Here is a 13,971-nt window from a genome sequence, read left to right as displayed (position 1 = left end):
CGGCGGCGGTTTCCGGCCCCGAGCCGCCAGCCTTGTCGGGCGTGGCGCCGCCGCTTTGGTATTCACCACGACGGCGTATCCGCGCGGCGCACGTCGCAGGGTCGTCGTGGTTTTCTCGTTCGATTCGCCCTGCGCGCAATTCGCTTGCGCCCTTATTTCCTGCGCTGAGCCTGCGCGGCGAGCCGCACGGCCGCGTTGGCCGCGCCGTAGCCGTCGTAGCCGCCGCGCCGCTCGACGATTTCGAGCGAGAAGCGGTTGTCGACCAGTTCCGTATACGCATGCAGGAATTCGCCGCCGTCTTCGTCGCGGTCGTACAGCAGATGGTGGGTGCTCAGCGTGTCGATCAACTCGTCCGGCAGCGCGTAGCGCGCGGCGAGATCGTCGTAATAGTTCGGCGGAATCCGCAGGAACGGCACGCCGTCGGCCGCGAACGCGGCGACCGTCTTCACGATGTCGTCGGTCCGGAACGCGACGTGGTTCAGCCCCGTGCCGTGATAGCGGTCGAGCGATTCGGCGACGGCCGTATGGCGGTCGACCGACGCATTCAGCGCGATCCGCACCGAGCCGTCGGCGCTGCGCACCGCGCGGCTGCGCATCAGGCCGTACGGATCGGGCACGAGCCAGCTGCGCTCGGCCTCGAAGCCGAAGGCGGTCTTGAAGAACAGGATCCATGTATCGAGCGCGTCGGCCGGCAGCGCGAGGCAGACGTGATCGATGCCCGTCAGTGGGCCGACCTCGGTCGGGCCATCGATGTCGGTCAGCACGAAATCCGATTCGTACAGCGTCGGCGCGTTCGGCATCTCGTCGACGAAGTATTCGAGGCTGCCGTCCGGCGCCTGCACGCCCGGCAGCACGCGCTCGTTCGGGCCGACGCGCCCGGAAAACGGCGCGTAGCCGAAGCCGGCCGCGCGTTCGAATGCCACTTTCGCATCGTCGACGCGGAACGCCGACGCGCACAGTGACAACCCGTGCTGCTGGAAGAACGCGTCGGCGAACGAGTCGCGCTCGGCGTTCAGCACGATCGATGCGGCGCCGTGCTGGAACAACGTCACGTCCTTCGATCGATGACGGCCCGCGAGCCGGAATCGCATCCGGCCGAGCCATTCGCCGACGGTGGCTGCCGCCTGCGCGTCGACCGCGAATTCGATGAACTGGAACCCGACGTGCGCGGGCGGCGCCGGCGGCGCGAACAGCGGCTGGCCGGCGGCGGGCGCGCGGCCGTCCTGCGCGAGCCGCGCGCGCGTCAGTTCTTCCAGATAAAGCAGCGAGCGGTGGCCGTCCGCGGCGGTGATCGCGGTCGGCGCGGCGCGGAAGCCGTCGTTGAAGATCTCGAGCGACAGCGGCCCCGTGTAACCGGACTCGATCACGCGGGCCGTGAAGCCGGCGAGGTCGAAGTCGCCCTGGCCGGGGAACGAGCGGAAGTGTCGGCTCCATTCGATCACGTCCATCGCGAGCTTCGGCGCGTCGGCGATCTGCACGAACGCGATCCGGTCGCCGGGGATGTCGGCGATCGCGTCCGGCGAATCGTCGAGCGACAGCGTATGGAAGCTGTCGAGCGCGAGGCCGAGATGCGGGCTGTTGACCGCGTTCACGAGCTGCCATGCATGGCCGTACCGGTTCACGACGCGGCCCCACGCGAGCGCCTCGTACGCGGCGACTACGCCGGCCTGCCGCGCGGCTTCGGCGAGCGCGCCGAGCTGGTCGACCAGCAGCCCATCGTCCGCGATCGTGTCGGGCGACACGTTGCTGCATACGAGGATGCGGTCGGTGCCGAGCGCGTGCATCACGTCGAACTTGCGGCGGATGCGGTCGAGATTGCGGGCGAGCTGGGCCGGGCTCACGCCCTCGAAGTCGCGAAACGGCTGGAACAGCACGATGTCGAGGCCGAGATCGGCGGCCATGCGCCGCACGTCGGCGGGCGATCCATCGAAGTAGACGAGGTCGTTCTCGAAGATTTCGACGCCGTCGAAGCCGGCGGCCTGGATGGCGGTGAGCTTCTCGGCGAGCGTGCCGGACAGTGACACGGTGGCGATCGAGCGCTGCATGGGCGAATCCTGCGGGTGAGCGGGGCGTGGCGTCGGCCGGATCGGGCCGGAATGAACCAGTCGTTGAACGACCTGCGGGCGCCACATCCCGAATTTACTGGGGGAGTATGGCGAATTATACAAACTAACTAGATGGTACAAATTAGCGAAAACCCGAAAAGACATTGCGCTTGCGCAAGCGCACACTAGCGCCAAATCTTGACGTCAAGGGGCGAAGTCGGCTAGCGATGCGCCCCCGTTTTAGGAGCAGAAACACCATGAGCAAGCACAAGGTGCTGGTGCTGAACGGCCCGAACCTGAATCTGTTGGGGACCCGCGAGCCCCACATCTACGGCGCGGAAACCCTTGCCGACGTCGAGCAGCGCTGCCGCACGGCGGCCGAGGGGCTCGGACTGGAGATCGACTTTCGCCAGTCGAACGCCGAGCACCAGCTGATCGACTGGCTGCACGCCGCGCGTCACGATACGCACGGCATCGTGATCAACCCGGCCGCGTATACGCACACGTCGGTCGCGCTGGCCGACGCGCTGTCCGCGATCGCGAAACCCGTGATCGAGGTGCATATCTCGAACGTGCATCGTCGCGAGGCATTCCGTCACCACTCGTATGTGTCGGCGGTGGCCGAAGCCGTGATCTGCGGCTGCGGCACCGAAGGCTACGTATTCGCGCTGCAGCGCCTGTCGACCCTTTTTGCGCAGGGAGCCGCACGATGAGCCGCCCGTCTTTTCTGATCGGCCTGATCGGCCAGGGCATCGGCGGTTCGCTGTCGCCCGCGATGCATGAGGAAGAAGGTTTCCGCCAGGGATTCGGCTACGTGTACCGGCGCATCGATCTCGATGTGCTCGGCGTGACCGCCGACGCGCTGCCGGAGCTGCTCGATGCCGCGCAGCGGATGGGCTACAACGGGCTCAACATCACGCATCCGTGCAAGCAGCGCGTGATCGAGCACCTCGACGCGCTGTCGGACGACGCGCGCGCGCTCGGCGCGGTGAACACCGTGCTGTTCAAGGATGGCAAGCGGATCGGCCACAACACCGACTGGTCGGGTTTCGCGAAGTCGTTCCGCCGCGGGTTGCCCGACGCGTCGCTCGAGCGTGTCGTGCAGCTGGGCGCGGGCGGCGCGGGTGCGGCCGTCGCGCATGCCGCGCTGCAGATGGGCGCCGCCGAGCTGACGATCTTCGACGTCGACGGCACGCGTGCCGTCGCGCTCGCGGGTGAGCTGCAGCAGCGCTTCCCGGCCGCCCGGGTCACGCCGGGCAGCGATCTCGCGGCCGCGATGCAGGCCGCGACCGGCCTGATTCATTGCACGCCGACCGGCATGGCCAAGCATCCGGGCCTGCCGCTGCCGGCCGAGCTGCTCCATGCGGGAATGTGGGTCGCCGACATCGTGTATTTCCCGCTCGAAACCGAACTGATCCGCGCCGCGCGCGCGGCCGGCTGCGCGACGCTGCCGGGCGGCGGGATGGCCGTGTACCAAGCCGTCGATGCGTTCGAGATCTTCACCGGACGAACGCCGGACGACGAGCGGATGTTCGAACACTTTCAGTCGCTCGTCGCACGCTGACCCTTCTACCGACTAGCTGAAAAATAGACCAGGAGACAACCATGCAGCACACCACCCACACGAACGCCGCGTCCGCGGCGGCCGGCACGGTCCGGCGGACCTCGGCGCGCTACAAGATCCTCGCGCTGCTCGCGATCGGCACGATGATCAACTATCTCGACCGTACCGTGCTGGGGGTGGCTGCGCCGCAGCTCACCAAGGAGCTCGGCATCAACGCGGCGGTGATGGGCATCATGTTCTCCGCGTTCTCGTGGACGTACGTCGCGATGCAGGTGCCCGGCGGCCTGTTCCTCGACCGTTTCGGCAGCAAGATCACTTATTACTGGTCGATGACGCTGTGGTCGCTGTGCACGCTGCTGCAGGGCTTCGTGCCCGGTGTCGGGACGCTGCTCGCATGCCGGCTCGGCCTCGGCGTGACGGAAGCGCCGTGTTTTCCGACCAACAGCCGGGTCGTCGCGACGTGGTTCCCGCAGAACGAGCGCGCGATGGCGACCGGCACCTACACCGTCGGCGAGTACATCGGCCTCGCGTTCTTCAGCCCCGTGCTGTTCGCGCTGATGGGTGCGTTCGGCTGGCGCTCGCTGTTCTGGGTCGTCGGCGCGGTCGGTATCGTGTTCGGTCTGGTCTGGTGGAAGTTCTATCACGAGCCGCGCAACCATCCGGCCGCTAATTCGGAGGAACTCGCGTACATCGAAGCGGGCGGCGGTCTCGTGCACGGCGCGCGCAAGGACGGCGACAAGAGCGGCAAGCCTGCACAGGCCAAGTTCAGCTGGTCGATGGCCGGCCGGCTGCTGAAGAAGCGCCAGCTCGCGGGTATCTGCCTCGGCCAGTTCGCCGGCAACTCGACGCTCGTGTTCTTCCTCACCTGGTTCCCGACCTATCTCGCGACCGAGCGCCATATGGGCTGGCTGAAGATCGGCTTCTTCGCGATCATGCCGTTCATCGCCGCGTCGGTCGGCGTGATGTTCGGCGGGATCTTCTCCGACTGGCTGCTGCGCCGCGGCAAGTCAGCGAACCTCGCGCGCAAGCTGCCGATCATCGCCGGCCTGCTGCTCGCGTCGACGATCATTCTCGCGAACTACGTGCAAAGCAACGAAGCCGTGATCGCGATCATGTCGGTCGCATTCTTCGCGCAGGGGATGGCCGCGCTCGGCTGGACGCTCGTGTCCGACATCGCGCCGGACGGCCTGCTCGGCGTGACGGGCGGCATCTTCAATTTCGCGGCGAACCTCGCGGGCATCATCACGCCGCTCGTCGTCGGCTTCATCGTCGCATCGACCGGATCGTTCGTCGGCGCGCTCGTGTTCATCGGCGTGATCGCGCTGATCGGTGCGCTGTCGTACATCTTCGTCGTCGGCGACATCAAGCGGATCGAACTGTAAGTACCGGCTCCACGCACTCTCGGTGCGTTCGCCCGGCGACCTGTGGGTCGCCGGGCCTTTTTGTTTCTGCGTTCCCCGCTTGCATGCCTTGACGCTCACGCGCCCTGCACGGCAATCCCGAGCGATTCGACCGCGAGCGCGATCGCCGCGACCGCACGCCGGATGTCGCCGGCATCGATCGCGCCGATGCAGCCAACGCGGAACGTCTCGCGTTGCGTCAGTTTGCCCGGATACAGGATGAAGCCCGCGTCGCGCACCGCGTCGTAGAAGCGGCGGAAATCGTAGGCCGGATGGTCGGGCGCATGGAACGTGACGATCACCGGCGCCTGCACGCTGGCGTCGAGGAACGGCGTGAAGCCGAGCGCGCGCATCGATTCGATCAAGGTCCTGCAGTTCTCCGCATAGCGCGCGCCGCGCGCGGGCTGGCCGCCTTCGGCCAGGTACTGGTCGAGCGCGGCGCGTAGCGCGGCGATCACGTGGGTCGGCGGCGTGAAGCGCCATTGGCCCGTCTTGCGCAGGTACGCGTACTGATCATGGAGATCGAGCGCGAGCGACGGCGAGTTGCCTTCGCTCGCGTCGAGCGCGTCGCGCCGTACGATCGCGAACCCCATCCCCGGCACGCCTTCCAGGCACTTGCCGCTCGCCGAGATCAGCGCGTCGATCCCGCTGTCCGCCAGCGCGATCGGCAATGCGCCGAACGAACTCATCGCGTCGACGATCAGCCGCTTGCCGTGCCGCCGGCACGCGGCCGCGATCGCCTCGAGCGGATTCAGGATGCCGGCGCTCGTTTCCAGATGCACCAGCGCGACGTGCGTGATGCGCGGTTCGCGCGCGAACGCGGCTTCGATCGCCGCCGGGACGACCGCGGCGTCCTCGCCGAACGGCAGCGCGATCGCCTCGATGCCGAGCCGGCCGAGGATCTTCAGGATGCGCGCGCAATACGCGCCGTTGTCCGGCACCAGCACGACGCCGTCGCGCGGCACCAGCGTGCCCAACGCGGCCTCGACCGAAAACGTGCCGCTGCCTTGCATCGGCACGCACGTGTATTCGTTGCCGCCGCGCGCGATCGTGACGAGATCCGCGCAGACGCTGGCCGTCAATTGATTGAAAGCGACGTCCCACGAACCCCAGTCATGTTGCATTGCGTGGCGTGTTGTGGCGGACGTGGTCAGCGGGCCGGGCGTGAGCAGAATCGGGGCGGGCATGGCTTTTTCTCCAGCAAAGATCGGACGAAACGCCGGGTTGGCATTTCTGGGCGACTTGCATGATATTGGCAAAATGTGTCATTTTGTGGAAATTGTGGCGCGCGTCACGGCGTTGTCATCGAACGCTGTGATCCTTCGGTTGCCGCGCGAGACCACCTGCAGCGCGGCAGCGAGGCAGGCCGGTCGTCGGTCTGTCCGACTGAAAGGAGCCGGATCGTGCCCGGCCGTTTGGTGTTCCGCCTACGGAGAAGTGAGATGACACTGCAGAATTCCTCGCGCGCCGCTGCCGGCGCGTTCCGCAAGCTCGCGCTGGCCGCCTGCGCCGCTGGTCTGTTGCAAGGCGCGGCGATGCCCGCGCATGCGGCGAACGCGGTCGTGCTGTATACGGCGGACGGTCTCGAGAATCTCTATCGCGATGTGCTGCCGGCGTTCGAGAAGAAGGAAGGCGTCAAGGTGAACATCGTGACGGCGGGCAGCGGCGAGGTCGTCAATCGCGCGAACATCGAAAAGAACTCGCCGAAGGCGGACGTGATCGTCACGCTGCCGCCGTTCATCCAGCAAGCCGGCCAGATGGGCCTGCTGCAGCCGTACCAGAGCGTCAACTACAAGAACGTGCCGGCGATCGCGAAGGCGGAAGACGGCACGTGGGCGACGTTCGTGAACAACTACTTCTCGTTCGCGATCAACCCGGACGTCGTGAAGAACCAGCCGAAGACGTTCGCGGACCTGCTGTCGCCGGCCTACGCGGGCAAGGTCGCGTACTCGAACCCGGCCACGGCCGGCGACGGGATGGCCGTGCTGATCCTGACGACGTCGCTGATGGGCGAGGACAAGGCATTCGACTACCTCGCGAAGCTGTCGCAGAGCGTGAAATTCCACACGAAGGGCACCGGCTACCTGAACGTGCTGCTGTCGCGTAACGAGATCAGCGTCGCGAACGGCGACCTGCAGATGGATCTCGACGACGCCGAGCACGGCGCGCTGGCCGTCAAGCCGATCTTCCTGGCCGCGAAGGACGGCGACCAGCCGACCACCTTCCAGCTGCCGTACGGCATCGGCCTGATCAAGAGCGGCCCGAACCAGGATGCCGGCAGGAAGCTGATCGACTACCTGATGTCGACGGAAGTGCAGTCGAAGGTGCCGGACATGTACGGCATCCCGGGCCGCACGGACGTGCCGCTGGCCGGCAGGAACGGCGAAGCGGTCAAGAAGGCGATCGCGGGCGTGAAGCTGATCCCGGTCGACTGGGCGCAGGTGATGGCGAAGAAGCCGGTGTGGATCGAGCGCTGGAAGAAGGACGTGATCGGCAGCTCGGGCAAGCAGCTCGACGTCGTCAAGCCGAAGTGATCGGCACACGCCGCCTGTATTAGTGAGCAAGAGGATGAACCCGGTGGAAACCACCCTGACCCATCCCGGCGCATTCGGCGCCGCCGAACCGTGCGCCACGCTGCGGTCCGGCGCGCCGGGCGGCGTGCAGATCGAACACCTGAGCGTGCGCTACGGCGCACGCACGGTGCTGGAAGATCTGTCGCTGTCGATCGGCGCTGGTGAATTTCTGACCGTGCTCGGCAAGAGCGGCTGCGGCAAGACCACGCTGCTGCGCTTCATCGCCGGGTTCGTGAAGGCCGACGGCCTGACCGGCACGCTGACCGTGGCCGGACGCGACCTGACCCATGCGCCGCCGCACAAGCGCAATCTCGGTCTGTTGTTCCAGAATTACGCGCTGTTCCCGCACCTGTCGGTGTTCGAGAACGTCGCATTCGGGCTGCGCGCCCGTGGGATGGCCTCGTCGGAAGTGACGCGCCGCGTTGCGGACGCGCTGAAGCTCGTGCAGCTCGGCGAGGCCGGCCACCACCTGCCCGCGCAACTGTCGGGCGGGATGCAGCAGCGCGTCGCGCTGGCCCGCGCGCTCGTGATCGAGCCGGACGTGCTGCTGCTCGACGAGCCGCTGTCGGCGCTCGACGCCAACCTGCGCGCGTCGGTGCGCAGCGAACTGAAGGCGCTGCACGAGCGCCTGCCGAACCTGACCGTCGTCTGCGTGACGCACGACCGCGACGACGCGCTCGTGCTGTCCGACCGCGCGCTGCTGATGCGCGACGGCCGCATCGCGCAGCTCGGCACGCCGCAGCAGTTGTACGACGCGCCGCAGGACGGCTACGTCGCGCGCTATCTCGGCCCGGCCAACCTGCTGCCACCGCACGTGATCTTCCCGCTCGGCGACCCGCGTCACGACGTGCGCGGCAAGGTCGCATGCGTGCGGCCCGAGCGCCTGACCGTGATGCCGCTCGCGGCGGGCGGCCTGCACGGCACGGTGTCGTCGGTCGAATGGCAAGGCGCCGACCTGTCGATCGCGGTCGTGATCGACGCGGCGCCCGACGAACCCGTGCGCGTCACGATGCAACGCGGCCGCGGCGCGGCTCCCGAGCGCGGGGCGCGCGTTTCCCTGCATTGCGAGGCAGACGATGTCGTCCTTATCGCGCCCTGAAGCCGGCCTGCCGCCGCACGTGCTCGCGTCGGCCGCCGCGCATGCCGCCGCCGCGCGGCGCCGCAAGCGCATGGGCGATCTGCACCTCGCCGCGCTCGCGATCGTCGTGCTCGGCCCGCTCGTCGTCTATCCGCTGGTGCGGCTCGTGCTGCTGAGCGTGTCCGGCGATCACGGGCTGAGCTTTGCCGCGTACCGGACGTTCTTCGGCAACCCCGATACGCGCAACGTGCTGCTGACGACCGTCGGCGTGCTGTTCGCGAGCGCCGGCACCGCGTCGGTGCTCGGCGTGCTGCTGGCCGCGCTGCTGTTCTTCAAGCCGTTTCGGGGCGCATCGCTCGTCACGCGCTTCCTGGAACTGTACGTCGCGTTCCCGTCGTTCCTCGTCGCGTTCACGCTAATCTTCCTGTACGGCTCCCAAGGCTCGATCAGCATCGCGCTGCAGCACCTGTTCCATCTCGAGACCCCGCCGCTCGATTTCCTGTTCGGCATCGGCGGCGTGATTCTCGCTCAGACCGTGTTCTATACGCCGTTCGTCGTGCGGCCGACGCTCGCGTCGTTCGCGACGCTCGACCTGCGCCTGATCGAGGCGGCACGCAGCCTCGGCGCGTCCGGCTGGATGCTCGCGCGCCGTGTCGTGCTGCCGATCGCGTGGCCGGGCATCGCCGCCGGCACCGTGCTGTGCTTCCTGCTGACGCTGAACGAGTTCGGCATCCTGCTCGTGCTCGGCAGCGCGCGGCTCGTGACGCTGCCGGTCGCGATCCACAGCAGCGCGACCGTCGACCTCGACCTGCCGACCGCATCGGCCGGCGCGGTCGTGATGCTCACGCTGTCGCTGGCGCTTTATGCGGTTTATCGCCGGGTAAACCGGCGTGCGACGGGAGGGAACGATGTCCGCTGAATTTCGTATCGGGCAAGCCGTACCGCGCCATCGGATCGGCTGGGGCGACACGCTGCTCAAGCATGCGTCGCGCGCGGCGCTCGCGCTGGCCGCATTCGCCAGCTTCTGGCTGTTCGTGCTGCCGGTCATCGTCGTTGCACTGTCGAGCGTGTCGACGCAGTGGTCGGGCACGATCCTGCCGGCCGGCTACAGCCTGCGCTGGTTCGAGCGGCTGGGTTCGCCGGAATACGACGCGCTGCTGACGAGCCTCGAGATCGGCTTCGGCGTGTCGGCGATCGGCACGATCCTCGGGCTGTGGCTCGCACTCGCGCTCGAAGGGCGCGACCGGCGAGGCCTCGGCGCGCTGGTCGATGCGCTCGTGATGGTGCCGAACGGCGTGCCGAGCGTCGTGCTCGGGCTTGCGGTGCTGATCGCGTATCACCAGAAGCCGCTGGACCTGTCGAGTTCCGCCGCGATCGTCGTGCTCGTGCAACTCGCGCTGATTCTGCCGTTCTGCTATCGCTGCGCGGCCGCCGCGCTGCGCCCGGAGCTGACCGTGCTGCGTGAAGCCGCGGCGAGCCTCGGTGCGCCGCCCGCGATGGTGCTGCGCCGCGTGCTGCTGCCGCAGCTCGTGCCGGCGCTGCGCGCGAGCCTCGCGCTTGGCTTTGCGCTGTCGCTCGGCGAACTCGGCGCGACGCTGACCGTCTACCCGCCGGGTTTCGCGACCGTGCCGATCGTCGTGATCGGTCAAGTCGAGCGCGGCTACTACCTTCCGGCATCGGCGCTGTCGCTGCTGATGCTCGGCGCGTCGCTCGCGGCGCTGCTGCTGATCGCCGCGCGGGTGCCGCGCGGCAAGCGGGCGGCATCATGAACGCCGCGTTCGCATTGCGGCAGCCCGGCGAGCAACCGGCCGCCGGCAAGGTATCGGCGCATCTCGCGGGACGTTCCGTCGACGTCAACGGCCGGCGCTACCGGCTGCCGGTCGAACCGACCGTCGTCGTCTGCGTCGACGGCTGCGAGTACGATTATCTCGAGCGCGCGGTGGCGGCGGGCGTCGCGCCGTTCATCGGCCGGATGATCGCGGAAGGCACGGCCTGGCGCGCCGACTGCGTCGTGCCGACCTTCACCAACCCGAACAATCTGTCGATCGTCTGCGGCGTGCCGCCGGCGGTCCACGGGATCTGCGGCAACTACTTCTGGGATCCGGCCGCCGACGGCGGACGCGGTGCCGAAGTGATGATGAACGACCCGGCCTACCTGCGCGCCGGCACGCTGCTCGCGGCGGCGTCCGACGCCGGCGCGCGGGTGGCCGTCGTCACGGCGAAGGACAAGCTGCGCCGGCTGCTCGGCTGGCAGATGAAGGGCATCTGTTTTTCCGCCGAGAAGGCCGCGCAGGCGAATCTCGCCGAAAACGGAATCGTCGACGTGCTCGACTGGGTTGGCCTGCCGTCGCCCGACGTGTACAGCGCGGCGCTTTCCGAATTCGTGTTCGCGGCCGGCGTGCGGCTTGCGCAGACGCGCCAGGTCGACCTGATGTACCTGTCGACCACCGATTACGTGCAGCACAAGTGCGAGCCGGGCAGTGCCGGCGCGAACGCGTTCTACGCAATGATGGACGGCTATCTCGCGCAGCTCGACGCGCTCGGCTGGGCGATCGGGCTCACGGCCGACCACGGGATGAACGCGAAGCACGATCCGGCAACGGGCCGCCCGAACGTGATCTATCTGCAGGACGCGTTCGACGTCTGGTTCGGCGTGCAGATGGCGCGTGTGATTCTGCCGATTACCGATCCGTACGTCGTGCACCACGGCGCGCTTGGCTCGTTCGCGACCGTCTACCTGGCACCCGGCGTCGACCGGACCGAAGCGATGTGGCGCGTCGGCGGGATCGACGGCGTCGAGCTCGTGCTCGACAACGCGGAAGCGGCCGCGCGCTTCGAGCTGCCGGCCGACCGGATCGGCGACCTCGTCGTGATCGCACGGCGCGACATGACGCTCGGCACGCGCGAGCGCGAACACGACCTGTCCGGCCTGACCGTGCCGCTGCGTTCGCACGGCGGCGTGTCCGAGCAGGAGGTGCCGTTGCTGTTCAACCGTCGGATCGAGCGGGACGATCCTGTACGTCGTCCGCGCAATTTCGACGTCTTCGATTTCGTGCTGAACCGGGGCGCGTCATGATGGCTCATCCCCGACAGGATCACCCCGCCTTTCGCGCCGAGGCGCTGCGCTGGTGCGGCACGCGTGCGACGCGCGACCGTGTTCTCGACGTCACCGATCCGTATACCGGCATGCGTGTCGGCACGGTGCCGCTGGCGAGCGTCGACGACGTGCGCGCCGCGTTCGACTACGCGATGGCGTACCGGCCGGCGCTCACGCGTTACGAGCGTTCGCAGATTCTCGAACGCGCGGCGGCGCTGCTGCGCGAGCGTACCGAGGAGGCATCCGACCTGATCACGCTCGAATCGGGATTGTCGAAACGGGATTCGTGCTATGAGATCGGCCGCGTTGCCGACGTGCTGAAGTTCGCGGCGGTCGAGGCGCTGCGCGACGACGCGCAGAGCTTCTCCTGCGACCTGACGCCCCATGGCAAGGCGCGCCGCGTGTTTTCGCAGCGGCAGCCGCTCGACGGCGTGATCGTCGCGATCACGCCGTTCAATCATCCGATGAATCAGGTCGCACACAAGATCGCGCCGGCGATCGCGACCAATAACCGCGTGATCGTAAAGCCGTCGGAGAAGGTGCCGTTGTCGGCGTTCTATCTGGCGGACCTGCTCTACGAGGCCGGCTTGCCCGAGCCGATGCTGCAGGTGCTGACCGGCGACCCGCGCGAAATCTCGGACGAACTCGTCAAGCATCCGCACACATCGCTGATCACCTTTACGGGCGGTGTGTCGATCGGCAAGGCGATCGCCGCGCGGGCCGGCTACCGGCGCATCGTGCTGGAACTCGGCGGCAACGATCCGCTGATCGTGCTCGACGACGCCGATCTGGAACGTGCCGCATCGCTGGCCGTGCTCGGCTCGTACCGGAATTCGGGGCAGCGCTGCACGGCCGTCAAGCGGATCCTGGTACAGCGCTCGATCGCGCCGGCGTTCACCGAGTTGCTCGTCGAGAAGACACGTGCATGGAAATATGGCGATCCGTTCGATGCCGCGAATGAAATGGGCACGGTGATCGACGACGCGGCGGCGCGGCTGTTCGAAGCGCGGGTCGGTGAGGCGGTCGCGCAGGGGGCGCGCCTGCTGACCGGCAATGTGCGTCGCGGGGCGCTCTATTCGCCGACCGTGCTCGACAATGTCGATCCGTCGATGACGATCGTGCGCGAGGAGACCTTCGGCCCCGTCTCGCCCGTCATCGCGTTCGACACGATCGACGATGCGATCCGGATCAGCAACGGCACGGCATTCGGGCTGTCGTCGGGTGTCTGTACGGACAGTACGGCCGCGGTCGTGCGGTTCGTGAACGAGCTGAACGTCGGGACGGTGAATGTCTGGGAAGTGCCCGGATACCGGATCGAGCTGTCGCCGTTCGGCGGGATCAAGGATTCGGGGCTCGGCTATAAGGAAGGCGTTCAGGAAGCGATGAAGAGCTTCACGAACCTGAAGACGTTTTCGCTGCCTTGGGAGTGAGCGGATGGCACTGACGGTGGAAGAGATTCACGGGCTGTATCGCGAGCATGGCCACGTCGCGTATAGCGGCGAACCGGTCACGCAGCTGGAGCATGCGTTGCAGAGCGGGTTGCTGGCGGAGGAAGCGGGCGCCGACGACGCATTGGTTGCGGCCGCGTTCCTGCACGACCTGGGGCATCTGCTGAATCGGCAGGGCGAGACGCCGAGCGCGCGGGGGATCGACGACCTGCATCAGTATTACGTGCTGCCGTTTCTGCGGCCGCTGTTCAACGAGGCGGTGCTGGAGCCGATCCGGTTGCACGTCGACGCCAAGCGTTGCCTGTGCCGCACGGACGCCGGCTACTTCGGGAGCCTGTCGCCGGATTCGGTGCGCAGCCTCGCGCTGCAGGGAGGCATCTTCAGTGAAGAGGAAACGGCGGCGTTCCTGCGGCGCCCGTTCGCGGAGGACGCATTGCGCCTGCGCCGCTGGGACGATACCGCGAAGGAAGAGGGCAAGGTGACGCCTGGTCTCGATCACTATATGGAGATAGTGGCGCGCCAGGCGCGTATGGTCTGACGCTTCGGCTGCCTCTATATAAGGCCCCGCACGCGGTAGCGTGCGGGGCCTTATATTTTTTTCGAGAAACCGCTTGCGCGATCACCGGGAGCTGCTTAGAATCACGCCTCTTTCGCGCTAACGGCAACGCGGCGCGGGAGAGGAAGGGAAGCGGTGCGCTCGAGTATGGGTTGTAGAACCCCGGCGCACACGAAGTTGAGCCCTAGCCGTCGCAACGAAGTAGTTCAG

General features: G+C 67.5%; 12 protein-coding genes. 10 read left to right on the top strand and 2 right to left on the bottom strand.

Annotated elements, in window-relative coordinates:
• Positions 1-152 precede the first annotated feature (152 nt).
• Positions 153-2,045: a bifunctional sugar phosphate isomerase/epimerase/4-hydroxyphenylpyruvate dioxygenase family protein gene (locus ACV22W_RS13320; RefSeq protein WP_448019743.1), complete on the bottom strand. Its 1,893-nt coding sequence runs from the start codon at positions 2,043-2,045 to the stop codon at positions 153-155.
• A gap of 257 nt (positions 2,046-2,302) precedes the next feature.
• Here ACV22W_RS13320 and aroQ point away from each other — a divergent pair, with 257 nt between their 5' ends.
• From aroQ to ACV22W_RS13305, 3 genes are read left to right on the top strand one after another with little or no spacing between them, the layout of a single operon-like run.
• Positions 2,303-2,758, top strand: coding sequence for a type II 3-dehydroquinate dehydratase (gene aroQ, locus ACV22W_RS13315; protein WP_059528374.1), 456 nt, complete (start codon positions 2,303-2,305; stop codon positions 2,756-2,758).
• Positions 2,755-3,609, top strand: coding sequence for a shikimate dehydrogenase (locus tag ACV22W_RS13310; RefSeq protein ID WP_059697935.1), 855 nt, complete (start codon positions 2,755-2,757; stop codon positions 3,607-3,609). The genes aroQ and ACV22W_RS13310 overlap by 4 nt, the downstream gene beginning before the upstream one ends.
• Before the next feature lie 41 nt (positions 3,610-3,650).
• A complete protein-coding gene (locus ACV22W_RS13305; protein ID WP_448019741.1) occupies positions 3,651-4,991 on the top strand; it encodes an MFS transporter in 1,341 nt (446 codons plus the stop codon).
• A 95-nt stretch (positions 4,992-5,086) separates the two neighbouring features.
• On the opposite strand, the gene ACV22W_RS13300 is transcribed toward ACV22W_RS13305, so the two are convergent.
• A complete protein-coding gene (locus ACV22W_RS13300) occupies positions 5,087-6,196 on the bottom strand; it encodes a 2-aminoethylphosphonate--pyruvate transaminase (protein ID WP_448019739.1) in 1,110 nt (369 codons plus the stop codon).
• A gap of 255 nt (positions 6,197-6,451) precedes the next feature.
• Here ACV22W_RS13300 and phnS point away from each other — a divergent pair, with 255 nt between their 5' ends.
• Genes phnS through ACV22W_RS13265 form a run of 7 tightly spaced genes read left to right on the top strand, consistent with a single transcriptional unit; the run spans position 6,452 to position 13,743 of the window.
• On the top strand, positions 6,452-7,543 hold the full coding sequence (gene phnS / locus ACV22W_RS13295) for a 2-aminoethylphosphonate ABC transporter substrate-binding protein (protein WP_448019737.1): 1,092 nt from the start codon (positions 6,452-6,454) through the stop codon (positions 7,541-7,543).
• A 34-nt stretch (positions 7,544-7,577) separates the two neighbouring features.
• Positions 7,578-8,681: a 2-aminoethylphosphonate ABC transport system ATP-binding subunit PhnT gene (gene phnT / locus ACV22W_RS13290; RefSeq protein WP_448019736.1), complete on the top strand. Its 1,104-nt coding sequence runs from the start codon at positions 7,578-7,580 to the stop codon at positions 8,679-8,681.
• Positions 8,659-9,579 (top strand): 2-aminoethylphosphonate ABC transporter permease subunit, encoded by a 921-nt coding sequence (locus ACV22W_RS13285; RefSeq protein ID WP_448019734.1) that lies wholly within the window; start codon positions 8,659-8,661, stop codon positions 9,577-9,579. The genes phnT and ACV22W_RS13285 overlap by 23 nt, the downstream gene beginning before the upstream one ends.
• The gene (phnV, locus tag ACV22W_RS13280; protein ID WP_448019733.1) at positions 9,569-10,429 is read left to right on the top strand and encodes a 2-aminoethylphosphonate ABC transport system, membrane component PhnV; all 861 of its coding nucleotides are present in this window, start codon (positions 9,569-9,571) and stop codon (positions 10,427-10,429) included. Before ACV22W_RS13285 ends, phnV begins: the two co-directional genes overlap by 11 nt.
• Positions 10,426-11,736 carry a phosphonoacetate hydrolase gene (gene phnA / locus ACV22W_RS13275; protein ID WP_448019731.1) on the top strand — a complete coding sequence of 437 codons (1,311 nt, stop codon included), beginning with the start codon at positions 10,426-10,428 and terminating at the stop codon, positions 11,734-11,736. Before phnV ends, phnA begins: the two co-directional genes overlap by 4 nt.
• Positions 11,733-13,187, top strand: coding sequence for a phosphonoacetaldehyde dehydrogenase (phnY, locus tag ACV22W_RS13270; protein ID WP_448019729.1), 1,455 nt, complete (start codon positions 11,733-11,735; stop codon positions 13,185-13,187). Before phnA ends, phnY begins: the two co-directional genes overlap by 4 nt.
• A gap of 4 nt (positions 13,188-13,191) precedes the next feature.
• Positions 13,192-13,743, top strand: coding sequence for a phosphonate degradation HD-domain oxygenase (locus ACV22W_RS13265; protein WP_448019728.1), 552 nt, complete (start codon positions 13,192-13,194; stop codon positions 13,741-13,743).
• Positions 13,744-13,971 lie beyond the last annotated feature (228 nt).

Source organism: Burkholderia sp. AW49-1 (assembly GCF_053427845.1).
Note: the sequence above shows the minus strand (reverse complement) of the source record. Positions and strands in the feature narration are given on the sequence as shown.

What these genes read in the sequence shown, in the direction of transcription:
- ACV22W_RS13320 (WP_448019743.1), bottom strand. Translation starts at nt 2,045, where the DNA reads ATGCAGCGCTCGATCGCCACCGTGTCACTGTCCGGCACGCTCGCCGAG.
- aroQ (WP_059528374.1), top strand. Translation starts at nt 2,303, where the DNA reads ATGAGCAAGCACAAGGTGCTGGTGCTGAACGGCCCGAACCTGAATCTG.
- ACV22W_RS13310 (WP_059697935.1), top strand. Translation starts at nt 2,755, where the DNA reads ATGAGCCGCCCGTCTTTTCTGATCGGCCTGATCGGCCAGGGCATCGGC.
- ACV22W_RS13305 (WP_448019741.1), top strand. Translation starts at nt 3,651, where the DNA reads ATGCAGCACACCACCCACACGAACGCCGCGTCCGCGGCGGCCGGCACG.
- ACV22W_RS13300 (WP_448019739.1), bottom strand. Translation starts at nt 6,196, where the DNA reads ATGCCCGCCCCGATTCTGCTCACGCCCGGCCCGCTGACCACGTCCGCC.
- phnS (WP_448019737.1), top strand. Translation starts at nt 6,452, where the DNA reads ATGACACTGCAGAATTCCTCGCGCGCCGCTGCCGGCGCGTTCCGCAAG.
- phnT (WP_448019736.1), top strand. Translation starts at nt 7,578, where the DNA reads ATGAACCCGGTGGAAACCACCCTGACCCATCCCGGCGCATTCGGCGCC.
- ACV22W_RS13285 (WP_448019734.1), top strand. Translation starts at nt 8,659, where the DNA reads ATGTCGTCCTTATCGCGCCCTGAAGCCGGCCTGCCGCCGCACGTGCTC.
- phnV (WP_448019733.1), top strand. Translation starts at nt 9,569, where the DNA reads ATGTCCGCTGAATTTCGTATCGGGCAAGCCGTACCGCGCCATCGGATC.
- phnA (WP_448019731.1), top strand. Translation starts at nt 10,426, where the DNA reads ATGAACGCCGCGTTCGCATTGCGGCAGCCCGGCGAGCAACCGGCCGCC.
- phnY (WP_448019729.1), top strand. Translation starts at nt 11,733, where the DNA reads ATGATGGCTCATCCCCGACAGGATCACCCCGCCTTTCGCGCCGAGGCG.
- ACV22W_RS13265 (WP_448019728.1), top strand. Translation starts at nt 13,192, where the DNA reads ATGGCACTGACGGTGGAAGAGATTCACGGGCTGTATCGCGAGCATGGC.